The 21618-nt window shown below is 69.5% G+C and carries 15 protein-coding genes and 3 pseudogenes; 6 read left to right on the top strand and 12 right to left on the bottom strand.

From position 1 onward, the window contains the following. The first annotated feature begins 379 nt into the window (after positions 1-379). Positions 380-1993: a polyprenyl diphosphate synthase gene (uppS, locus tag LZF96_RS04960; protein ID WP_233865954.1), complete on the top strand. Its 1614-nt coding sequence runs from the start codon at positions 380-382 to the stop codon at positions 1991-1993. Positions 1994-2010: 17 nt separating this feature from the next. Here uppS and LZF96_RS04955 read toward each other — a convergent pair whose 3' ends face one another. Next, the gene (locus LZF96_RS04955; protein WP_233865953.1) at positions 2011-2670 is read right to left on the bottom strand and encodes a hypothetical protein; all 660 of its coding nucleotides are present in this window, start codon (positions 2668-2670) and stop codon (positions 2011-2013) included. Between the two features lie 205 nt (positions 2671-2875). Further along, the gene (gdhA, locus tag LZF96_RS04950; protein WP_233865952.1) at positions 2876-4219 is read right to left on the bottom strand and encodes an NADP-specific glutamate dehydrogenase; all 1344 of its coding nucleotides are present in this window, start codon (positions 4217-4219) and stop codon (positions 2876-2878) included. Positions 4220-5762: 1543 nt separating this feature from the next. Between gdhA and LZF96_RS04945 the strand changes: the two genes are divergently transcribed. Continuing rightward, positions 5763-6947 (top strand): endo-1,4-beta-xylanase, encoded by a 1185-nt coding sequence (locus LZF96_RS04945; RefSeq protein ID WP_233865951.1) that lies wholly within the window; start codon positions 5763-5765, stop codon positions 6945-6947. Between the two features lie 57 nt (positions 6948-7004). Here the strand turns inward: LZF96_RS04945 and yjfF are convergent, their stop codons facing one another. The 4 genes from yjfF to LZF96_RS04925 form a co-directional block, all read right to left on the bottom strand. Beyond that, positions 7005-8015 carry a galactofuranose ABC transporter, permease protein YjfF gene (gene yjfF, locus LZF96_RS04940; protein ID WP_233865950.1) on the bottom strand — a complete coding sequence of 337 codons (1011 nt, stop codon included), beginning with the start codon at positions 8013-8015 and terminating at the stop codon, positions 7005-7007. Then, a complete protein-coding gene (locus LZF96_RS04935; RefSeq protein ID WP_233865949.1) occupies positions 8012-9025 on the bottom strand; it encodes an ABC transporter permease in 1014 nt (337 codons plus the stop codon). The genes yjfF and LZF96_RS04935 overlap by 4 nt, the downstream gene beginning before the upstream one ends. Further along, a complete protein-coding gene (locus tag LZF96_RS04930; protein ID WP_233865948.1) occupies positions 9022-10581 on the bottom strand; it encodes a sugar ABC transporter ATP-binding protein in 1560 nt (519 codons plus the stop codon). Before LZF96_RS04930 ends, LZF96_RS04935 begins: the two co-directional genes overlap by 4 nt. 142 nt (positions 10582-10723) lie before the next feature. Next, on the bottom strand, positions 10724-11710 hold the full coding sequence (locus LZF96_RS04925; protein WP_233865947.1) for an ABC transporter substrate-binding protein: 987 nt from the start codon (positions 11708-11710) through the stop codon (positions 10724-10726). Between the two features lie 360 nt (positions 11711-12070). Between LZF96_RS04925 and LZF96_RS04920 the strand changes: the two genes are divergently transcribed. Together LZF96_RS04920 and LZF96_RS04915 are read left to right on the top strand one after the other, a co-directional pair. Further along, positions 12071-13057, top strand: coding sequence for a LacI family DNA-binding transcriptional regulator (locus LZF96_RS04920; protein ID WP_267940493.1), 987 nt, complete (start codon positions 12071-12073; stop codon positions 13055-13057). A gap of 66 nt (positions 13058-13123) precedes the next feature. Further along, positions 13124-13360: pseudogene (locus tag LZF96_RS04915) on the top strand (non-reducing end alpha-L-arabinofuranosidase family hydrolase); the annotation flags it as partial. A 648-nt stretch (positions 13361-14008) separates the two neighbouring features. Here LZF96_RS04915 and LZF96_RS04905 read toward each other — a convergent pair. Next, positions 14009-14746, bottom strand: a complete 738-nt coding sequence (locus LZF96_RS04905; RefSeq protein WP_233865943.1) for a class F sortase — start codon at positions 14744-14746, stop codon at positions 14009-14011. A gap of 982 nt (positions 14747-15728) precedes the next feature. Between LZF96_RS04905 and LZF96_RS04900 the strand changes: the two are divergent. Continuing rightward, a pseudogene (locus LZF96_RS04900) lies at positions 15729-16744 on the top strand (ATP-binding cassette domain-containing protein). Continuing rightward, entirely contained in the window at positions 16741-17619 is an 879-nt protein-coding gene (locus LZF96_RS04895) for an ABC transporter permease (protein ID WP_267940468.1), read from the top strand. The pseudogene LZF96_RS04900 and the gene LZF96_RS04895 overlap by 4 nt, the downstream one beginning before the upstream one ends. A gap of 56 nt (positions 17620-17675) precedes the next feature. Here the strand turns inward: LZF96_RS04895 and LZF96_RS04890 are convergent, their stop codons facing one another. The 5 genes and pseudogenes from LZF96_RS04890 to cysK all read right to left on the bottom strand — a co-directional run bounded on the left by LZF96_RS04890 (position 17676) and on the right by cysK (position 21578). Then, positions 17676-18101, bottom strand: coding sequence for a TetR/AcrR family transcriptional regulator C-terminal domain-containing protein (locus tag LZF96_RS04890; protein WP_267940492.1), 426 nt, complete (start codon positions 18099-18101; stop codon positions 17676-17678). 3 nt (positions 18102-18104) lie between these two features. Beyond that, positions 18105-18479, bottom strand: a complete 375-nt coding sequence (locus tag LZF96_RS04885) for a TetR/AcrR family transcriptional regulator (protein ID WP_233865937.1) — start codon at positions 18477-18479, stop codon at positions 18105-18107. A gap of 373 nt (positions 18480-18852) precedes the next feature. Next, positions 18853-19122: pseudogene (locus LZF96_RS27265) on the bottom strand (transposase); the annotation flags it as partial. 237 nt (positions 19123-19359) lie between these two features. Continuing rightward, entirely contained in the window at positions 19360-20613 is a 1254-nt protein-coding gene (locus LZF96_RS04875; RefSeq protein WP_233865936.1) for a NikS protein, read from the bottom strand. Then, complete coding sequence (gene cysK, locus LZF96_RS04870) at positions 20610-21578, bottom strand: cysteine synthase A (RefSeq protein ID WP_233865934.1); 969 nt, start codon at positions 21576-21578, stop codon at positions 20610-20612. The genes LZF96_RS04875 and cysK overlap by 4 nt, the downstream gene beginning before the upstream one ends. Positions 21579-21618 lie beyond the last annotated feature (40 nt).

The raw sequence follows: 21618 nt of genomic DNA, 5'->3' as shown, positions 1-21618 counted from the left end.
CGGAGGTCTCCCTTCGGATCGCACACCGACCACGTTCCCAGCCGTTTGGCCGACCGGTTCCCGGCGCATCCGTGGTGCCCTCCATGACCGCGACGGTGTCCCGGCTCCGATGGGGAACGACCGTGTGCGCGTTCGGGCTCCCCCGCGCCGTGGGCCCCGGGGTGGTTGGGAAGCCGTTCTCGTACTCCGTGCCCGGGATCCACATCTTCCCGCGTGCGACCCGCCACCAATCGACCGGTGTGTCGTTGGTGGGGATGGAGGTCTCCGGTGAGGGGTCGGTGAAGAGGTGCCGCCGTCCGCCGTCGCCGGGGCCCGGGGCACACGTATCGACCGGGTGCCCGTACCGACGGGGTGGGCGAAGGCGAGGGGTTGGGCTGTGGTGAGGGATGAGGGCGCTTTCGATTCGCGCGAGCTGCGCGAGTCCTACGAATTGTGTGCCGCGCAGGTCAGGGAGGTCATTGCGCCGATGTGGCGGGCGACGGAGTCTCTGCCCTCCACGATCCGCCCCCATGTCCACGCCGTGCACGGTTTCCTTGTACGGACCGACCACATCGCCGATGAGAACGATTCATCGGTGGAACGCGAGCGACTGCTCGTCCGATGGCGTGACGAGACCTTTGAGGAGTTGCGCATCGGGCGCAGCGACCATCCGTTGCGGCGGGCGTACGTGGACACGGTGCTGCGGTGGGAGGTCGATCATGGGGTGATCGAGGAGTTCTTCGAGGCGATGGTGGCCGACTGTGTCTCCCCACCGGTCTTCGAGACGTTCGCGGACCAGCGGCGTTATCTGCGGGGGGTCGCGGGGACCGTCTTCGAGATGTGGGCTCCGATGGTGGGGGCCCGGACGCCGGAGGCGAAGGCGGCGATCTCGGCGTTGGGGGAGGTGTGCCAGATGGTGGATGTCTTCGAGGATCTGCCGGCCGATCTCACCGCCGGCCGGTGTTACCTGCCGCGTGCCGATCTGCGGGAGTCGGGGCTGGGCCCCGACGACCTGCGACGCGGTGATCGACTCGAGGCGCTGGACGAGTTGGTGGCTGTCCAACTGGACCGCTGGCGTGACCTGTTGGAGTTGGCGGCGCCGGTGCCGGGGATGGTGGACCCCGAGTGCCATGTGTTCCTGCGCGGCCTGCTGTTGGGGGCGCATCTGCAGTTCGACGAGGTGGCACTGCGACGATCGCAGGTCTTCACCGACGGAATCGAGCCGCTGGTATCGGCCGAGGGGGTGGTCCGGCGCCCGGCCCGGCCGCAGACGGGTGGGGTGCCGGACCACGTCGCGGTCATCATGGACGGCAACCGACGGTGGGCCGCGGCACGAGGGCTTCCGCCCCACCAGGGGCATCACGCGGGCGAGTGGGCCGCGGTACGTCTGGTCAACGCGGCTCTGCGGCTGGGAGTGCGACACCTGAGCATCTACGCGTTCTCCACGGAGAACTGGCAGCGTTCCCAAGAGGAACTGGGGGCCCTGTTCGAGAGCCTGGGGGATGGCATCGCCCTGGGAATCGAGTGGCTGCACGAACTGGGGGTGCGGGTGCGCTGGTGTGGACGGCGCGACCGCCTCGAGCCGTCACTGGCCTCCTCTCTGATGTTGGTGGAAAGCATGACATCGAACAATGACGTACTGTCGCTGACCCTTTGCCTCGATTACGGGGGACGGGAGGAGCTGGTCGGGGCGGCCCGGGCGTTGGCCGCGGAGGCGGTCGCCGGCACGATCCTGCCCGAGGAGATCGGCCCCGCCGACCTGGCACGGAACCTGTACGTCCCGGACCTGCCGGATGTCGATCTGTTGATCCGCACCTCCGGTGAGCAGCGGATCAGCAATTTCCTACCCTGGCATCTCGCCTACGCCGAGATGGTTTTCGATCCGACGCCGTGGCCCGATTTCGACCTGGAACGGCTGCGGCAGGCGATCACGGCGTACTCCGGCCGTCGGCGCCGTTTCGGGGGTGGCCTGCCCCACCCCACCCGGTCGGCGGAGCCGGCCCGGTTCACCTGAACCGGGCCGGGCCCGGTTCACCGCCGGGGTGGGGTGTACAGGCCTTCCGCCGTCACATGTGCCAGTACCGTGTCGACGGTGAGGGCCGGTGCACCGAAGGTCGCGGTGTACACCTCCAGTGCCTCGGCGGTCGGGCGCAGCGGCACCTCGACCATCCGTACCCTCATCACACCGCCGTCCCGAGTCGGTTCGGTGATCAGTCGGCCCTCCGTCAGACCGCACCGGAATGCGGGGTGGTGTTCGACCTCGAGGCCGTTGATCGTGCATCTCCCGGATGCCAGCCCGTCCTCCAGCACACCCGTCAGGTGAGTGAGTCGAAGGTTCCCGATCGGTGTGCGGACGGCGACACCGCCCTGCAGCCCACCGTCGCCCCGGGCCCTTTGCGGACTTTCCGGTGAGGGATCGCCCTTGACGGGGTTCACGGGAAATCGGATCGCCGAACCGTGTGCGTCCTCGACCAGTCGGGCGGGGGCCACGGCCCGGACCACGGCTCCCAACCGGTCCAGCTCCTCCCGGACCAGAGGGGCCCACCGCACCTCGACCCAGCCATCGGAAACCCTGCCGTATCGGTCGCCGTCGGCGGCGGATGCCGTTTCGGCGAATCGCGCCAGCAAAGGCACGGCCGCGGTGGCCCCCAGAACGTTCCGTCGTGTCGTACCCATCGGTGTGCGCACCATCCTTCCTTCGGGCTGTGGAAACGGCCCGGGGAAATCATCCGACCGTCGGGACACCCGAGGAACGAAAAATCAGCAAACCACCCGAAAGATGGATACCGCCGGGTATTTTCCGTGTGGACCCTCCACGCGGCGACCTTGTCGACGGAACCCCCCGTGCGGTGCCCGATCCACCGGTCGCCCGGGCCGGGCACCGCACGGGGAACGCTCAGATGAGACCCTGGGCCACCATGGCGTCGGCCACCAGTTCGAAACCGGCGATGTTGGCCCCGGCTGGATAGTCCCCCGGTCGACCGTAGCGTTCGGCCGTCTCGAAGCAGGTGTCGTGGACGTGCCGCATGATCTCCTCGAGTCGCTCTTCGGTGTACTCGAAGGACCAGGAGTCGCGGGAGGCGTTCTGCTGCATCTCCAGCGCGCTGGTGGCCACCCCGCCGGCGTTGGCCGCCTTTCCCGGGGCGAAGAGCACCCCGGCCTCGCGGAGCAGTTCGACGGCATCGGGGGTGGTCGGCATGTTGGCGCCCTCGGCCACCGCCAGAACACCGTTGCGGATGAGTTCGGCCGCGTCGGCGGCGGTCAGTTCGTTCTGTGTGGCACAGGGCAGGGCCACGTCGCAGGGCACCTGCCAGACGGGGGCGTCGGCCACGAAGCGGGCGTCGGCACCACGCCGCTCGGCGTACTCCTCGACCCGGCCGCGAGCCTCGCGGATCTCCTTGAGCAGGTCGAGGTCGAGTCCCTTGGGGTCGACGACGTACCCCCGGGAGTCCGAGCAGGCCACGACGACCGCGCCGAGAGCGCGGGCCTTCTCGATGGCGTGCAGGGCGACGTTCCCCGCCCCGGAGACGACGACCCGCTTGCCGTCCAGGGAGTCGTCACGGGTGGAGAGCATCCGTTCGGTGAAAACGACCAGGCCGTAGCCGGTGGCCTCGGGACGCCCCGGGGCACCGCCCCACCCGACGCCCTTCCCGGTCAGGACCCCTGACTCGAAGCGATTGGTGATACGACGGTACTGGCCGAAGAGATAGCCGATCTCCCGGGTGCCGACGCCGATGTCGCCCGCCGGTACGTCGGTGTACTCCCCCAGGTGCCGGTACAGCTCGGTCATGAAGGACTGGCAGAAACGCATGACCTCCGCGTCGGAGCGTCCCTTGGGATCGAAGTCGCTGCCACCCTTGGCTCCTCCGATCGGCTTGCCGGTCAGGGCGTTCTTCAGGGTCTGCTCGAAGCCGAGGAACTTGACGATGCCGAGGTTGACCGAGGGGTGGAAGCGCAGTCCTCCCTTGTAGGGGCCGATGGCGCTGTTGAATTCCACCCGGAAGCCCCGGTTGACATGGATTCTTCCCCGGTCATCGGTCCAGGGCACCCGGAAGACGATCTGCCGCTCGGGCTCGCACAGGCGCTCCACGATCGCGGTCTCCGCGTAGTGGGGGTGGCGATCGAGGACCGGTTGCAGGGATTCCAGCACCTCGCGCACCGCCTGGTGGAATTCCTTCTCACCGGGATTGCGGCGCAGTACGGCGGCGTACAGGGGTTCGATCTGGCTCGTCGGCTCCATTCGCCGGAGTATAGAACCCACCGATGGGCCGGCCGCGACCCATCCCTCCATGAGTCCGCGGCAGGACCCCACCGCCGGCGGGCACAACTCCGTGCCCCGTCCCGTCCCCGGGCCCGTCCGGTCCGCACCGTGGTGGGCAGGGGCGCGGTCGGACGGGCCCGACCGATTCCGGTGACTTCCCCGATCATCGCCATCCCGGTGCCGGCGGCAGCGGAGGCGGGTGACGCCTCCCCTTCGTGTCCGGCCCTTCGTGTCCGGGGCCCGGTGAGGCGGCCGATCACCCGCAGATCGACTCGGGTGTTCTCGACCGGAGCACGGCCGTGTGGGCGGGGGCGGGTGGGCACAGGTCCTCCTCCGGTTGTTCCTCCACCATCGCGTGGCCATGACGGTCGGCGACCAAGAGGCCACCGGGGGTGGCGTGCTCGTCGGGTGGGAGGTTCCCGCCGCGGAGGGTCGGGGATCTCACACGACGGCGAGCGGCCCGGGGGCATACGTCGTCCGGGCCCCGGACGACGGGGCAGCCCGACTCATCCGGTTCCCCGGTGAGGGCGTCCGCCATCGGACCGGGCAGGGCCGTCAGCCGGGAGGGGCCGCGGTCGCAGCCCGATGCCATCGGACGGGGGGCACCGCGCCGCGGGATCCGTCGCAGGTGGCCGGCGTGTTCCGGGGTGCCGATGGCCCGATCCGCCGTCGCCCCGACCGGTCGGGGCGAGCGGGCGGGGTCACCGAGGGCATTGTGCGCCTGCGATGGTCGCCGGGGACGCAGCGGCGCCGGGCCGCGGACCGGTGGCTCCGTCGCCTCCCCGGCGTGTGTCGGTCCCGGGTGGGGTCATCTCGCCGGTGGTGATGGCGACCGAGGGGCGCGGGAGTCATCCGGTGGTTCCAACTCGGCGGGCGTCCGGCGGAACAATGCCTGCCACGGGCGTTGACGGCCCTCCCGTCATCGGGAAGGCGGCGCCCTCTTTTCATCCGCCCGGAGCCACCGCCGGATCCGCGGTGAGCAGTGACCGGACCACGGGGCAGATCATTTCGACACCTCCTGGAATGGTTTTCCAATTCTCACTCCAGGGGTCCGTCAACCCATTTCCGGAAGCACGGAAATGGGGAGAAGAACACCACCGTCCCGACTTCCGAAGGGCACCGAAAATCTCACGGAATCACGCGTGCCGACCCCGGGGAGCGGGCCGGGGTGCGGGTACCGGGAGAAGAGTGGGACCGAGAACTTTCAAGAGGACCCCGTCGGCGGCGGAGCGGCGGGGAAGGACGGGGACGGGCCGGTGCGGGGCGCCCCGTCCCCCACGTCATCCGATCACGGGGGCACGCCGCTCCGTCACCCGCGCACACCTCGGGTCCGACCTCGCCCCGGACCTCCCCGGATGGCGGGGAGCGGTGCCCCGGAACGTGGAGCCCCGAGGGGAAACCTCTCCGTATTCGTGCGCGACCCGTTGACGCCCCGTCCGAGAGACCCTAGGGTCCGTGACTCCAACTTTCGGGAAAACTCCGAAAACTTTCGGACCAGTCGACCAAAGGTGAGAGACACCCGATGAGATCCGTGCGTTTCGCCATCGCCACCCTCGCGGCCACCGCTCTGGCCCTTCCCCTGGCGGCCTCGCCGGCCTCGGCCGCCCAACAGCCCGATCACCGACCCACCCCCCACGCCACCCCCAAGACCCCACCCCACCTCACCCCCAAGTTCCCGCCTCGTCCCCACATCGGCCTCGGTCACCTGCGTGGAGCCGCACCCGAGGGCTTCTTCGTGGGAACGGCCGTGGCGGGTGGGGGGCACCACCTCGATCAGGACTACCCGGATCCCTTCACGTACGACATGAAGTACCGGAAGATTCTCGGTAAGCAGTTCAGCTCGGTATCTCCCGAGAATCAGATGAAGTGGGACTTCATCCACCCCGAACGCGACCGGTACCGCTTCGAGGAGGTCGACGCCATCGTCCGCTTCGCCGAGCGCAACCGTCAGGTCGTGCGCGGGCACACGCTTCTGTGGCACAGCCAGAATCCCGCGTGGCTGGAGGAGGGCGACTTCACCGAGGAGGAGCTGCGGGAAATCCTGCGCGAGCACATCACCACCGTTGTCGGCCGCTACGCGGGCCGGATCCAGCAGTGGGACGTGGCGAACGAGATCTTCGACGAGGCGGGAGAACTTCGAGTCCGGGACAACATCTGGATCCGCGAGCTCGGCCCGGGGATCATCGCCGACGCGTTCCGCTGGACCCATGAGGCGGACCCGCAGGCGAAGCTGTTCTTCAACGACTACAACGTGGAGAGCGTCAACCCCAAGAGCGACGCCTATTACACGCTCGTGCAGGAACTGCTCGATGATGGGGTTCCCGTACACGGTTTCGCCGTCCAGGGCCACCTGAGCACGCGTTACGGTTTCCCCGGTGACCTCGAGCAGAACCTGCTCCGGTTCGACGACCTCGGTCTCGAGACCGCCGTCACCGAACTGGACGTGCGCATGGACCTGCCGGCGAGCGGCCGACCCACCAAGGCGCAACTGGTGCAGCAGGCCGAGTACTACGACCGGGCGTTGTCCGCCTGCCTGGCCGTGGAGGGCTGCAACTCCTTCACCATCTGGGGCTTCACCGACAAGTACTCCTGGGTACCGAGCTTCTTCGAAGGTGAGGGTTCCGCCACGGTGATGACCGAGAACTTCGTCCGCAAGCCGGCCTTCTTCGCGCTGCGTTCCACCCTGAAGGAGGCCCGGAAGGGCTGAGAATCCCCCGCCCGCCGCGGTGACCGCGGCGGGCGGGTCGGCCACTCCCCCGAACGATCACCGGGTGCCGCCGGGCGGCCGGCCGACGATGAGGCGCTGGAGAAGGATGAAGGCCAGCAGCAACACGCCGATGACGATGCGGGTCCACCAGGAGCTGAGGGTCCCCTCGAAGGAGATGACCGTCTGTACGGTGCCCAGGACCAGCACGCCCAGCACCGAGCCGGCCACGTAACCGACGCCCCCCGCCAACAGCGTTCCACCGATCACCACGGCGGCGATGACGTCCAGTTCCATGCCGACGCCGTGCAGTCCGTATCCGGACAGCATGTAGAGACCGAAGAGGAGACCTCCCAGGGCCGAGCAGAACCCGCTCACCGCATAGACACCCACCTTGGTTCGACCGGCGGCCAGTCCCATCAGCCGCGCGGAGGACTCGCTGCCCCCCACCGCGTAGACGGTGCGTCCGAAGCGGGTCCGGTGCAGCACGTACACCGCCACCGCCACGACGATCAGCGAGATGATCACGGCAGGGGTCAGCACGATGTCACCCGGGAGGTGGATGGTCGCGGTGGCGAGGTCACGGAAGGCCGGATCCCGGATGGAGATCGATTCCACGCTGATGAGGAAGCACAGGCCGCGGGCGAGGAACATACCCGCCAGGGTGACGATGAAGGGCTGTACCCCGAAGTGGTGGATCACCAACCCCATCAGCAGGCCGAGGGTGGTACCGGTGGTGAGGACCAGGACGACGACCGCCCAGGGCGGCCACCCGGCGCCGAGACCGGCGGCGGCGATCATCGTGGCCAGGGCGGCGACCGCGCCCACCGACAGGTCGATGCCGCCGGTGAGGATGACGAAGGTCATCCCGACCGCGAGCACGATGAGGAAGGCGTTGTCGACGAACAGGTTCGCCACGACCTGGCCGGAGGCGAAGCCCTCGTAACGCAGGGATCCGGCGCCGAAGGTGAGGACGAAGACGACGAACGTGGCGACCACCGGCAGGAAGCGGCGGGGCAGCCGGGCGGAGTTGACGCGTTCCGACAGGCGAGCGAGGGTCGGAGGGCTCATCGGAGGTCCCCCTTCCGGGCGCCGACCGGGAGCGGATGGGTCGGCGGAACGCGCCGTCCCCCCGGGGAACGGGCGACACGCGGCGACTGGAGCAGGCACACGATGATCACGACGAGGGCCTTGAAGACCAGGGTGGCGTTGGTCGGGATCCCGATGGTGTAGACGGTGGTGGTGAGGGTCTGGATCACCAGGGCGCCGACCAGGGTCCCGGACAGCGAGTAGCGGCCCCCCGCCAGGGAGGTGCCGCCGATGACGACGGCGAGGATCGCGTCCATCTCGATCCACAGTCCGGCGCTGTTGGCGTCCGCCGCGTTGACGTTGGAGCTGATCATCAGGCCCGCCACACCGGCGCACAGTGCCGCGAAGACGTAGACCGTCCCGATGATCGTGCGGGAGCGGACCCCCGCCAGTCCCGCGGCCTCCGGGTTGGTCCCCACGGCGTGGATGAGGGTGCCCAGCGCCGTGCGGTGGGTCAGCAGCGCGACCCCGCCCAGGACCGCCAGAGCGATGAGGACCGCGACCGGCAGGACGAGGAATCCCGTTCCGATCCAGCGGTACCCGGGGTCGTTGACGGTGACGATCTGCCCCTCGGTCAGCAGCATCGCCACACCGCGGCCTGCCGTCATCAGCACCAGTGTGGCGATGATCGGTTGGATGCCCGCCACGGAGACGAGAAGTCCGTTCCACGTTCCCAGGAGCAGACAGGCGCCCAGGGCGAGCAGCACCGCGGTGAGGGCGTGTCCGCCGCCGGCGATCCAGGTGCAGGCGATGGCCCCGGAGATCGCGGCGACCGCGCCCACCGACAGGTCGATGCCGCGGGTGGCGATCACCAGGGTCATACCGATGGCGATGAGCAGCGTGGGCGCGCCGTTGCGGAGAATGTCCACGGCACTGCCGTAGAGGTGACCGTCCTGCAGTCTGATCTCGAGGAAGGAGGGGGTGACGACCACGTTGAGCGCGATGAGGCCGGCCAGGGCGAGCAGCGGCCACAGGAGGTGGTTGCGTCTCATCGGCCCACCGTCGCCGGGTGGTTCCCCGGGATGTCGTCCTGTACGGCGATGGCGGAGACCACGTCCCGTACGGAGACCTCGCGACCGGCGAGTTCGGCGACCTGACGGCGATCGCGCAGGACCACGATCCGGTCCGACACCCGGACCACCTCCTCGACCTCGGCGGAGATGAAGAGCACCGCCGTGCCCCCGGCGGCCAGGTCGGCCACCACCTTCTGGATCTGTGCCTTGGCCCCGACATCGATGCCCCGGGTGGGTTCGTCGAGGATGAGCAGCCGGGGACGCGTCACCAGCCAGCGGGCGAGCAGCACCTTCTGCTGGTTGCCCCCCGAGAGGTTGTCGATGGGGGTACCGGGGTCGGCCGGGCGGATGTCGAGCTTGTCGATGTACTCCTCGACCAGTGCCTCGGCGGCGCGGCGCGGCACCGGTCGGGCCCAGCCGCGTGCGGCCTGTGCGGCCAGGATCAGGTTGTCGCGCACGCTGAGGCCTTCGATGATGCCCTCGCCCTTGCGATCCTCCGAGCAGAAGGCGACGCCCCGGGCGATGACGGCTCGCGGTCCCCGGGGACGAACGGGCCGGCCGGCGATGGTGAGGGTGCCGCTGTCGGGTCGGTCCGCGCCGAAGAGCAGGCGAGCCGTTTCGGTGCGGCCCGAACCGAGCAGACCGGCCAGGCCGACCACCTCACCGGCGTGGATGTCCAGGTCGAAGGGGGCGATTGCCCCCTTCCGGCCGAGGCCGCGGGCCCGGAGCACGGGGGTGGTGCCGGGGATGTGGTCCCGGGCCCGGCGTTCCACCTCCTCCAGGGTGTCGAGTTCGCGGCCGAGCATGGCCGCCACCAGGTCGAGGCGGCCCAGCTCGGCGGTGGGGTGTTCGCCGACCAACCGGCCGTTGCGCAGTACGGTCATCCGATCGGCGATTTCGTACACCTGGTCGAGGAAATGTGAGACGAAGAGGACGGCCACCCCGTCGTCGCGCAACACCCGGATGATGCGGAAGAGTTCGGCCACCTCGTCGGCGTCCAGGCTGGAGGTGGGTTCGTCGAGGACCAGGACCCGGGCCTCCACCGCCAGCGCGCGGGTGATCGCGACGAGTTGCTGCACCGCGATCGGGTGGCCGTCCAAGCGGGAGGCGGGATCGATGTCCAGGCCCACCCTCTCGAGGAGTCGTGCCGCTCCGGCCCGCACGGCCCGGGTGTCGATGCCGGCGAAGCGGCGCGGTTCCCGCCCGAGCAGGATGTTCTCGGCGACGGACATGTTGGGGCAGAGGTTGACCTCCTGGTAGACGGTGCTGATCCCGGCGCGTTGGGCCGCGGCCGGGTCGGCGAAGGAGATCGGACGACCGTTGAGACGTATGGTGCCGGCGCTCGGCCGGTGGACCCCGGTGAGCGCCTTGATCAGGGTGGATTTACCCGCCCCGTTCTCCCCCATCAGGGCGTGCACCTCGCCGGGGAGGAGCCGGAAATCGACCCCGGAGAGAGCCTTGACGCCGGGGAACTCGACGTCGATGCCGCGCATCTCGACCACCGCGTCCTCCCGGTACACCGGGGATTCGGTCATGTTCCGTGCCTTCGTCGTCGTGGGTGGGGTGGTCACCGCCATCGGGACGGCGGGGCCCGGGATGGTTCCCGGGGCCCGCCGATCCGCGGACCACGACGGCGGTCACCGGCCCCGTGGCGGTTGGTTCGGTCTCGGGCGGGGCTCAGTACTCTCGCTCGGAGAGCACCTCACGGGCCTCCTCCGAAGTGAAGGTGGTCTCCTCGGTGACCACGCGACCGGGAACCTCCTCGCCGTCCACGACCTTTCGGGCGAGGTCCATGAGCTGATCGCCGAGCAGCGGGTTGCACTCGACGATGAAATTGATCTCGCCGTCGGCCAGAGCCTGCATGCCGTCCCTGACTGCGTCCACGGTGATGATGGTGATGTCGGTGCCCGGCTGCCGACCAGCCGCTTTGATCGCCTCGATGGCGCCCAGGCCCATGTCGTCGTTGTGGGCGTAGACCACATCGATCTCCGGGGTGGATTTCAGGAACGCCTCCATCACCTCCTTGCCGCCCGCGCGGGTGAAGTCGCCGCTCTGGGTGGCCACGATCTCGATGTCGGATCGTTCGGCGATGACCTCCTCGAAGCCCTCCTTGCGGTCGATCGCGGGGGCGGCCCCCGTGGTGCCCTGGAGTTCCACCACCCTGAGCGGGCCCTCGGTGTTGTCCACCAGCCACCGGCCGGCCTTTCGGCCCTCCTCCACGAAGTCGGAGCCGAGGAACGTCTCGTACAGCGAGGTGTCGTCGGAGTCGATGGCGCGGTCGGTGAGGATCACCGGGATTCCGGCCCGTTGGGCCTCCAACAGCACGGCGTCCCAGCCGGTCTCCACGACCGGGCTGAAGGCGATGACGTCCACCCGCTGTTGGATGAAGGAGCGGATCGCCTTGATCTGGTTCTCCTGCTTCTGTTGGGCGTCGGAGAAACGGAGTTCGACGCCCGCGGCCTCCGCGGCCTCACGAATGGATTTCGTGTTGGCCGTCCGCCAGCCGCTCTCGGCGCCGACCTGCGAGAAGCCCATGGTGATCGTGCTGTCGTCGGCGCCGCCCGGGGAATTGGTGCCGGGACCGGAGTCGGATCCTCCGCCACAGCCGGCGAGGGCCCCGAGTAACAGGATGGTCGTGGTGGCCCTGGTGATCTTCCTGAACACTGCTCATCCTCCGGGGTCGACGACGATCCGCACCCGTGGCGACGGGCGGGGTGACCGGGATCACAGGCGTCCCAGAGTGAGCGCTAACATGAGGGTCGTCAACCCCAAGTTCACGGTAATTTTCGGGTGTTGACGGGAAGTCGGGAATCATGGATGTTAGCCCTCACGTGTCGCCCCACCGCTGTCGATCCGCCCGGCTTCCCGTCGTTCGGCCGGGCATCCGGGCTGCGTAGACTTCCCGTGAACCGTTGTCCGGGTGTTCGGTCCGGGCAACCGGCGACATCGGGCGGAACGCCGGAACCTGAGGGGGTACGGGTGGAGGACGCCTCGGCGGAGGGCCGGGCGACGCGTGCCCCGGCCATGACCGATGTGGCCCGCCTGGCGGGGGTGTCCCACCAGACGGTCTCCCGGGTGCTCAACGGCCACCCCAATGTCCGGGAACAGACCCGTCTGCGGGTCCGGGCGGCCATCGAGGAGTTGGGTTACCGACCCAATCGCGCGGCCCGCACCCTGGCCACGGGGCGATCCCAGCTGCTCGGGGTGGTGGCGCCCAACTCCACCCTGTTCGGTCCGGCCTCCCTGTTGGCGGCCTTCGAACTGGCGGCCGGCACAGCGGGGTTCTCGGTGAGCGTGCGGCGGGTCGGGCTGCTGGATCGACCCTCGATCGCCGCGGCCGTCGAGCACCACCGGGACCAGCGAGTGGCCGGGATCATCGTCATCGCCCCCACCGCGTCGGCGAACGAAGCGCTGGCCGAGGTGCCCGCCACCGTTCCCGTGGTGACCGTGGACGGCGATCTCCGACGTCCGAGCGCGCTGGTCACCGTCGACCAGGAGGCGGGCGCCCGGGCGGCCACCCGTCATCTACTGGCGGCGGGGCACCGAACGGTGTGGCACGTGTCGGGGCCGTCCGACTGGTTCGACGCGGCGGGTCGGGTGCGTGGGTGGCGGCGGGCGTTGGAGGAGGCCGGCGCGGAGGTCCCGCCGGTGGCCCCGGCCGACTGGAGCGCCGCGGCGGGATACCGAGCGGGACAGATGCTGGCGCGGATGCCCGAGGTGACGGCGGTCTTCGCGGCCAACGATCACCTCGCGCTGGGCATCCTGCGCGCCATGCACGAACTCGGACGGTCGGTTCCCCGTGATGTGAGCGTGGTCGGCTTCGACGACGTGCCGGAGGCGGCGTACTACATTCCGCCGCTCACGACGGTGCGGGCGGATTTCGACGCGGTGGCCACCGAGACCCTGCACCTGCTGCTGAAGCGGATCACCGAGGGGGAGACGGGACCCGTGCGACGGATCCTCACCCCCACTCTCGTCGAGCGGCGGAGCGTGGCCGCGCCGGCGCACTGAGCGGGGCGTCGGCGTCGAGGCCCCGGCACCGGGACGGCCCCGGCGACGGGTGCCGCCCGTAACGGTATTGACACATCGGGGCCCCTCACCGGGCTCCGGGAGGCCATCGGGTCGGACGGTCGGCGTTGGTATCGCTCCTTCACCTCCAACCGCGTCGACGGTCAATGGTCTCCCTTGGCCGCGACCGGGTCCAACCCGTTCGCCCGCTCCAACAACGTGACCTTCCCGGCGGGCACCACCGCCCGGACCCGGGACTTCAGTCATGGCGAGCTGATCAGGGCGAACAACGATCAGACACTCACCATCAACCCCTGCCCGCTGCAATTCGCGCATCAGGGGGTGAATCCCAACGCGAGCGGTGGTTACAGCCAGTTGCCGTATCGCATGGGGGTGCTCACCCAGACCAACTCGGCCTGCCGACCCGGTTCCGGGTCGGACGTCCCGCGCTCCCCCTCGGCACGTCCGATCCGGGCCGTCGGGGGTCAGGGGGCGTTACGGAAGGCCAGACCCTTGTCCGTGTGTCCTGCACCACATCGTCCACGTCGCCGTGCCTGTCCAGGGCCCGCCCGACGATGTTGTGGACGAGGGGGAGGGATTGCGACGACAGCTGCTCCAGCGCCTGTCGGTCGCCGCCCCGGGCGGCGACCACCAGCCCGGGATCGGGCCCCGGTTCGGGCTCGTGCTTCATTCCTGACTTCCCTTCGGGCGTATCCGGGGAGGTGGGTGACACATGGCCGTGCACCGCCCCTGCCACCCGGGGAGACGGGAACGTCCACCGGATACAACGAAAACGCACCGGATTTCCTCGGCACGTCATCTCTCCTCCCCGACGCGGGCCCCGTTTCCTTCGGTGTGGACCACCGGGTCTTCGGTGTGGACCACCGGGTCTTCGGTGTGGACCACCGGGCGTCGGGCCGGGGTCGGGGTGGAACCGGCCGGTGTGCCCCGGCCTCAGGTTTCTCGGACGGAGTCCAGCCGGGCGAAGACCACCAGGTTGTCCTCGTAGTTGCGAGTGGCACGATCGTAGGCGCCGGCGCAGGTGATCAGTCGCAACTGCGCGGAGGGGGTGTCCCCGTAGACCCGTTCATCGGGAAAGTCGGCCTTGCGGAACGTCTCGGCGGCGTAGACCTCGAAGGTGGCGACGGTTCCGTCCTCCCGGTGGATGTCCACCGTGCTTCCGGGGCGGAGGGCGTTGAGGTGGACGAACACGGCGGGTCCGGTTCTGGTGTCGACATGGCCGACGACGATGGAGGAGCCGCGTTCCCCCGGCGTGACACCGCCCTCGAACCACCCGACGAGGTTCTTGTCGTCATGCGGGGGCGGGTCGAGTTCGCCGGTCTCCCCGATGGCCAATGGCATGAAAGGGGCGTCCACCCCGATCTCCGGGATCGAGAGGCGCTGCGGCTCCGCCGGCGGCAACGCCGGGTCCCGTGCCTCGGGGGTCTCCGGCGCGAGCGGGGCGGCAGGGGGTTCGGGCACCGCCGGGGCGATGGCCTCGGGTGTGGAAGGTACGAGCGCCACCGAGGGCGCGGCGGGCGGGGGCGTGTCCCGGATGGAATGGTGGATGAGGCCGAGGCCCAGCACCACGAGGATGAGGGGCAGGGCAAGGACCCCGAGGAGTCCCCGGCGGGGAGAACTACCGGTGACCGGCCGGGGGACGGGGGCCCGGAACTCCTGCTTGGCGGACATGAACAGTGCCTTTCGGGAAGAGCGGGGCGGGGACGGGGTGGGACGACGCAGCCGTCGCGGCGGCGCAGCGCGTAGGCACCGGCACCGAGGCCGCCGAGCAGGAGCGCGGACCCGGCGGCCATGCCACCACCGGTTCCGGTCAGACCCCCACCACCGGCGTGCACACCACCACGCGGCTTGTCGTAACCCTTCCGACCGTCGTACTTGCCGTCGTACTTGCCGTCGTGCTTGCCGTCCCACTTCCCGTCGTGCCGGTCACCCGACTCCGACGCCACCAGACCCGCCACCAGCGCACCACCACCGGCGTGCACACCACCACGCGGCTTGTCGTAACCCTTCCGACCGTCGTACTTCCCCTCGTACTTCCCGTCCCACTTCCCCTCGTGCTTGCCGTCGTGCTTGTGATCCCGGTGGTCCTTGTCGTGGTGATCGCCGTTGGCGAAGGTTCCGCTCACCGGCGTCCCCGCCGGGGCGGGGGCGAACGCCTGGGCGGCGGGAGCGGAAAGGCCGAGAGCCGCGGCAATGGCCGCGGAGACGAACACCGTGCGAGTGACGCGCATGAGTTTTCCTTTCGTCGCGGCTGCGAGTGCCTGCACCATGCCGACTCTTCGGACGCAGCGGCGACGTTTTTCAGCGTCGGGTGAAAGCGCCCCGCTCACCACCGGAGAACATCGCATTCGAGGTAAGGCGTGGGCCCATCGGGTGGAATACGGACTCGAGTCACCCATTCGCCCTTCCGATATTCCGCGTGTCGTGACCTTTTCGGAGTAATGCGCCCGCCCCGTTCGCCAACCCCGGTCCTTCTGTCAGCCCGGGGGCGCTGGTTTCCGTCGGTTTACCGTAGGGGCCGCCACTCCGGGGGGGAGACGAGTCGATCGTCGGCCGTGAACCGGGTCCGGGCCGATCCCGGGATCACTTCGTACGCCGTACGACACCCTGGTCGTACGGTGTACGGAATCAAATCAACGGACAGGGGTTCGAGGTGGGTGTCAACGACTCGGCGGTCATCGCCGAGGGGCTGCGCAAGCGTTACCGGGACGGATACGCGCTGGACGGCTTCGATCTGACCGTTCCGCGGGGGACGGTGTGCGGCCTGCTCGGGCCGAACGGGACAGGCAAGACAACGGCGGTCCGCGTCCTCGCGACATTGCTGCGATGTGACGGTGGGCGGGCCGTCGTGGCGGGGCACGACGTGATCCGGGAGCCCCACCGGGTCCGCCGCCGGATCGGCCTGGTGGGCCAGAATCCGGCGGTCGACGAGGTGCTGAGCGGCTACCGGAATCTGGTCATGTTCGGCCGACTCCATCGGCTCGGCGCACGGGAGGCGAGGGTGAGGGCTTCCCGGATGATCGAGCGGTTCGATCTCGGTGAAGCCGCGGACAGACCGGTCACCACCTATTCCGGGGGGGGATGCGTCGTCGGTTGGATCTGGCGGTGGGCATGATCCCGCTACCGGCGGTCCTGTTCCTGGACGAGCCCACCGTGGGTCTCGACCCACGTGGTCGCAACGAGGTCTGGCGGGCGATCCGTGAGTTGGTGACCGAGGGCACGAGTGTGCTGCTCACCACCCAGTACCTGGACGAGGCCGACCAACTGGCCTCCCGAATCAACGTGATCGAGTCCGGGCGGGTGGTCGCGGAGGGCGCTCCGGAGGATCTGAAGTCCCTCATCGGCGACGACCGCCTCGAGTTCGTCGTGCACGACGCGGGGCGGATGGGGATCGCCGCCTCGGTGGCCGCTCGATGGGGTGAGGGGGAGCCCGTGGTGGACGGGGACACGCGACGGATCGGAGTGCGGGTGCCGGATGGGGCCGCCGCCCTGCCGGTGGCCATCCGGTCGCTGGACGAGGCCGGTATCGCGATCGACGACCTGGCGCTGCGCCGCCCGACACTGGATGAGGTCTTCCTCCACTTGACCGGTCGACGGGATGACGGGCGGAAGGACGGGACGGTCGACGGAGCCGGGTCCATCACGACCGGACGGGAAGTGACCGCATGACCGACACGACAACCGCTGTCTCATCCGGAGCGGGGTCTACCGGGTCGTCGGGGCCATCGGGTGCTCCCGCGTCCGCGGGCCCCGGGGAACGTCTCCTCGGCCCTATCGGTGACAGTTGGGTCCTCACCCAACGGGCGATCCTGCACCAGGTGGGTCACCCCGGTCCGTTGCTCTTCTCGCTCGCTTTCAACGTCCTGATCGTCCTGATCTTCGTTCACCTTCTGGGTGGCGCGATGCTGGTCCCCGGGGGCGGCGGTTACCGGGACTTCCTGATGCCCGGCATGTTCGTGATGGCCATGCTTTTCGGTATCGGGACGACCACTCTCGCGGTGGCGACCGATCGGGAGCGCGGAGTAACCGATCGCTTTCGTTCCATGCCCATGTCCCCCGCCGCGGTACTGATCGCGCGCGCCGCGGCGGACATGCTCGTCGCCGTTCTCACCCTGGCCGTGATGATTCTCGCGGCGCTGGCGATCGGGTGGCGTCACCACGGCACCACGGGCGACTTCCTGGCCGCGGTGGGCCTCGTCCTGCTGTTGCGGTTCGCTCTCGTGTGGGTCGGCGTCCATCTGGGACTCACCCTCTCGGGAGCCGGGGCGGTCAACGGGGTGCAGACGCTGGAGTTCCCCGTCGGCTTCCTCTCCTCGGCCTTCGTGGCGACGGCCACCATGCCCGGCTGGCTGGGCACGGTGGCCGATTGGAACCCGATCTCCTCGACGGTCAACGCGGGCCGGGAGCTGTTCGGGGGTCCCGGCGTCGCCTCGGGCTCCTGGATCACCGACCACTCCACTTTGATGGCGATGGTGTGGCCGGTGGTACTGGTCCTCGTTTTCTTCCCGCTGTCGGTGAACGCCTTTCGGCGGCTGAACCACTGAGATGCGGGCCCGGGTGCGCCCCGGGCCCGCCCCCGGCGTCCGGGATCGGCACGGTATCAGTCCGCGTCGACCCGGGCGTCCACCATCACCGCGATGCCGTCAAGGATGCGCCGCAGACCGAACTCGAAGTTGTGGTCGGCGTTGTAGGCCTGGCCCTGTGCCGCTCCCACCTCCTCGCCGACGGCGGTGGCCAGGGGGAAGACGGAGGGGTCCACCAGCGAACCCAGGAGGGGGCCGTACTCGCGCCACCGCTCCTCGTCCGTCATCCCGCTGTCACGCTCGGCCTGTCCGGCCTCGTCCGCACGGCGGGCGGTGTTCTCCGCGTGTCCGACGACGAGGTTGACGACCGTGTCCATCTCGATCGGGGGCAGGCCGGTACCCGCCACCGCGCGGAGCTCGCGCTCGTACTTGGCGATGGCGTTGGGGCCCAGGGGCGGCCGGGTGATGCCGACGTGCGGCATCCAGGGGTGGCGTCGGAACAGCCCTCAGTTGTCCCGGGCGACCCGTTCCAGTCGGGTGCGCCAGTCGGCGTTCCCGGTTCCGTCGGGATCCTCCGCGCCGGGGCGGGTGATCTCGCCGTAGACGGTGTCCAGCATCAGTTCGACGAGCTCGGCCTTGCCCGGGACGTAGGTGTAGAGCGTCATCGTCCCGACTCCCAGTTCCTCCGCGATCCGGCGCATCGACAGGCGCTCGACACCCTCGGTGTCCGCGACCGCCACGGCGACCCGGACGATGCGGTCCATGCTCAGGTCGTGGCGGGCGTTGCGGGCGGGGCGGCGATCCCGCGTGCCCCACAGCAGGGCGAGACTGCGGGCGGGATCCGCGGCGCCGCTGCGCGGTCGGGTGCGGTCCTTGGCCATCCCCGTCCTCGTACGCGGAGGGGAATCGGGTTTCCGCTCACCGGAAACGGGACGACGGACTCGCCGGAGAGGATCGTTACCGCGCGTTCCGTGCCGTCACGTCGAGTCGATGACTCCGGTGACGGGCCGCCGGTGGGGAAGCCGGAGGCAAGCCCGGCGGAGCGGGGTATCTGTTGACACCTGTCACGTGGCTGTCGTGCGGCGCCCGCGGCTCCGCCCCGGCCGGATCCCGATGCGCAACGCGCGGGCGGCGTGGGAGAGGTCGTGAAAGCGGCGCCCGGGGTGAGCGTCGCCCGTGAGTTCCACGCGCGGTGCCGGGAGGGGGCCGGGCCGGGCGCAATCGTTGCACCAGGCGACCCGCGGGGCCGGACGCGCGGGGCCGGCGGAAGGTGCCCTCGCGGAGCAGGGCGAACAGGAGGCCGATGCCTTGACGGGCGATGCGGAGGAGGGTCCGGGTATGGATCTCGACGCGGGCACGTTGCTTGTCGTAGTGGGCGGGGGCGGGATCGGCGCTCATACAGGCGAACGCGAAAGGAACACGACGCGTTTGAGCTGCCGGTTTCCGCCTCGGGGTACGTGTTCGCCATGAATGGAGGTCACCCGACGAGTTCGTGATCGGGGTCAGGCCGGCGACACCGGATACAGGTCGGCGATCCGCCGCGTCTCCTGCTCCCGGCAGGTGTGCGACCGGGTAACCGGGGTCCCGGGCCACCGTCGGCGGAAGACAGCGAACCCGCCCCGCGGTGTGTCAGGGCAGGGGCGGGGCGGGCGATGAACGCCCCGGCAGCCGGGAGGTACCCGGGGACGAAGGCCACTGTGGCTCATCCCCCGACGGGGAGGCCCGGGGCCCCGGGCCTCCCCGTCGTCTCGTGTCGTCTTCTCAGACCATCGCCAACCCCGCGAGGAACCATGACTCCACGGCCCGAATCCGTGCCTCGCACTCCCCCCTGTCGGCACCGGTGATGACGAATGCCGCGAGGAAGTCCCCCGAATGCCGGGCGTCCGGCACCCGCTCCCCCGGTGTCGCGAAGTAATGGGATACCGCCACCGACGCCCTGATGTCGTCGGGCAGGTCCGCCGGATCCGGAAGAGCCACCAGGACGCCCGGACGTTTGGTGAACAGCAACTGGCCCGCAAGTCGTGTCGGACTCCGACGTCCGGAGACCGGTACCGGCAAACCGAGCTGGCGTCGTACGGGGTGGACCGCCGGATCGAAACCGAACATCTCCCGCTGAACGTCCCGGACTCCCGCCCCACCGGCCCGACATGCGGCCTCACAGAGCACGAGTCGATCGTCGGGGGTGTGGAACACCTCGATGTGGAACGCGAAGTCCGGCGGGCCGCCGAACGCCTCCAGCACCCGCTCCGCGAAGGCCACCAGACGTTCGCCCAGCGGGCTGTCCATGTCGTGGGCGATGTCCACCCGACCCCCGCGATCGCGGTAGTCGGCCAGTACATACGTGTAGTGGGAAGGCCACATCGTGACCACCTCCCCGTCGAGCACGACACCGTCCACATGATGCATGTCGCCGGCGACGAACGCCTCCACCAGCCACGCCGCCTCGCCTTCGGGACCGGGCGGGCCGACGGGATGTTCCGCCGGGTTCCAACCCCGTACGTCCTCCTCGGTCCGCAACACGCTCAGCCCGATGGAGCCCGCGCTACGACGGGGTTTGACCACCACCGGCAGCCCGTGGTCCGCGACGAAACGGGACACGTCCCCGGCATCGCGCACCGACGCGCACGGGGCCACGGGGATACCGGCGTCCGCTGCGACCCGCTTCATGGTCCATTTGTCGCGGTAGACCACGGCGGTGTCCGGTAGTTGACCCGGCAGCCCGAACCGTTCGCGCAACCGGGCCGCCCGTTCGATGTCGTTCTCCTGACAGGCGACGATGTCCCGTATCCGGTGTTCACGGATGAGTTGCTCGGCACGTTCGATCACCCGTGGCGAGACGTCGTAGTCGGGTAGCGCCTCGGCGTGCACGAACGGCGCCTTTTCGGGAAGGTCCTCCCCGTACGCGGCGAGCTGCTCGGCGGAGGCGAGCAGCACCACCTCGTCGTCGCGGCCCTCGAACCACTCGGCATAGGGATTGGCCCGCAGTGAACCGCGGTGAAGCACGAGAATGGTCACAATGCCTCCTTCGGGGCCCAGACGCTGGCGTAGCGTTCCCCCGTGTCCGGCAGCAGCGTGACGATCGTCCGCCCACGACTCTCCGGCCGGCGCGCGATCTCGGTCGCGCCGTGTACAGCGGCCCCTGCCGAAATGCCCGCGAAGATGCCCTGGGTCCGGACAAGCGTGCGGGCACTCTCCATGGCCTGTTCATCCGTGCAGGTGAGAACCTCGTCGATGAGTTCGACATCGGTCGTCGGGGCGATGAAGCCACCGTTCAGGCCGGGGATGCTGTGCTGTCCGCCCTCTCGGCCCGACAGGACCGCGGAGGTCTCCGGCTCCACCGCCACGACCCGCAGGCGCGGGTTGCGCTCCTTCAGGAAACGCGCCGTGCCCGTGAGCGTTCCCCCCGTTCCCACACCCATCACCAGCACATCGACCCGACCACCGGTGTCACCCCATATCTCGGGCCCCGTGGTTTCGTAGTGCGCCCGTACGTTGTCATCGTTCTCGTGCTGGCGGACGTACCACGCCCCCGGCGTGGCGCGCTCGATCTCCTCGGCCTTCTCGATGGCACCGGCGAAACCGGCCTCCCGGGGGGTCTGCACGACCTCGGCGCCGAGTGCCGAGAGAAGACTCACCCGCTCGACCGTTGCGCTGTCCGGCAGCACAACGACACAGCGATAGCCCCGCACAGCCGCCAGAGCCGCGAGCGTGATGCCGGTGTTGCCCGAGGTCGACTCCACGATGGTGCCCCCGGGAACCAGTTCCCCCCGTGCCTCGGCGCCATCCAGCATAAACAGCGCCGCTCGATCCTTCACGCTCGCATAAGGGTTGGACGACTCGAGTTTCGCGATGACCCGGGTGTCCTCCGTCGCCGCCGGCACCTTCAGCCGAACGAGGGGGGTACGACCGATCAACTCCTCGATTCCCGCAGCGATTCCCGCCCGGGGCGGAAGGAAATCACGAAATGCTCCGCTCACCACGAACTCCCCGGAGAAAGAAAAACGAACCGGAAGACACCGA

Source organism: Streptomyces sp. ST2-7A, assembly GCF_021390475.1.
In the GTDB taxonomy this organism is placed as follows: Bacteria; Actinomycetota; Actinomycetes; order Streptomycetales; family Streptomycetaceae; genus Streptomyces.
Note: the sequence above shows the minus strand (reverse complement) of the source record. Positions and strands in the feature narration are given on the sequence as shown.

What these genes read in the sequence shown, in the direction of transcription:
- LZF96_RS04955 (WP_233865953.1), bottom strand. Translation starts at nt 2,670, where the DNA reads ATGGTGCGCACACCGATGGGTACGACACGACGGAACGTTCTGGGGGCC.
- gdhA (WP_233865952.1), bottom strand. Translation starts at nt 4,219, where the DNA reads ATGGAGCCGACGAGCCAGATCGAACCCCTGTACGCCGCCGTACTGCGC.
- LZF96_RS04945 (WP_233865951.1), top strand. Translation starts at nt 5,763, where the DNA reads ATGAGATCCGTGCGTTTCGCCATCGCCACCCTCGCGGCCACCGCTCTG.
- yjfF (WP_233865950.1), bottom strand. Translation starts at nt 8,015, where the DNA reads ATGAGCCCTCCGACCCTCGCTCGCCTGTCGGAACGCGTCAACTCCGCC.
- LZF96_RS04935 (WP_233865949.1), bottom strand. Translation starts at nt 9,025, where the DNA reads ATGAGACGCAACCACCTCCTGTGGCCGCTGCTCGCCCTGGCCGGCCTC.
- LZF96_RS04930 (WP_233865948.1), bottom strand. Translation starts at nt 10,581, where the DNA reads ATGACCGAATCCCCGGTGTACCGGGAGGACGCGGTGGTCGAGATGCGC.
- LZF96_RS04920 (WP_267940493.1), top strand. Translation starts at nt 12,071, where the DNA reads ATGACCGATGTGGCCCGCCTGGCGGGGGTGTCCCACCAGACGGTCTCC.
- LZF96_RS04905 (WP_233865943.1), bottom strand. Translation starts at nt 14,746, where the DNA reads ATGTCCGCCAAGCAGGAGTTCCGGGCCCCCGTCCCCCGGCCGGTCACC.
- LZF96_RS04895 (WP_267940468.1), top strand. Translation starts at nt 16,741, where the DNA reads ATGACCGACACGACAACCGCTGTCTCATCCGGAGCGGGGTCTACCGGG.
- LZF96_RS04885 (WP_233865937.1), bottom strand. Translation starts at nt 18,479, where the DNA reads ATGGCCAAGGACCGCACCCGACCGCGCAGCGGCGCCGCGGATCCCGCC.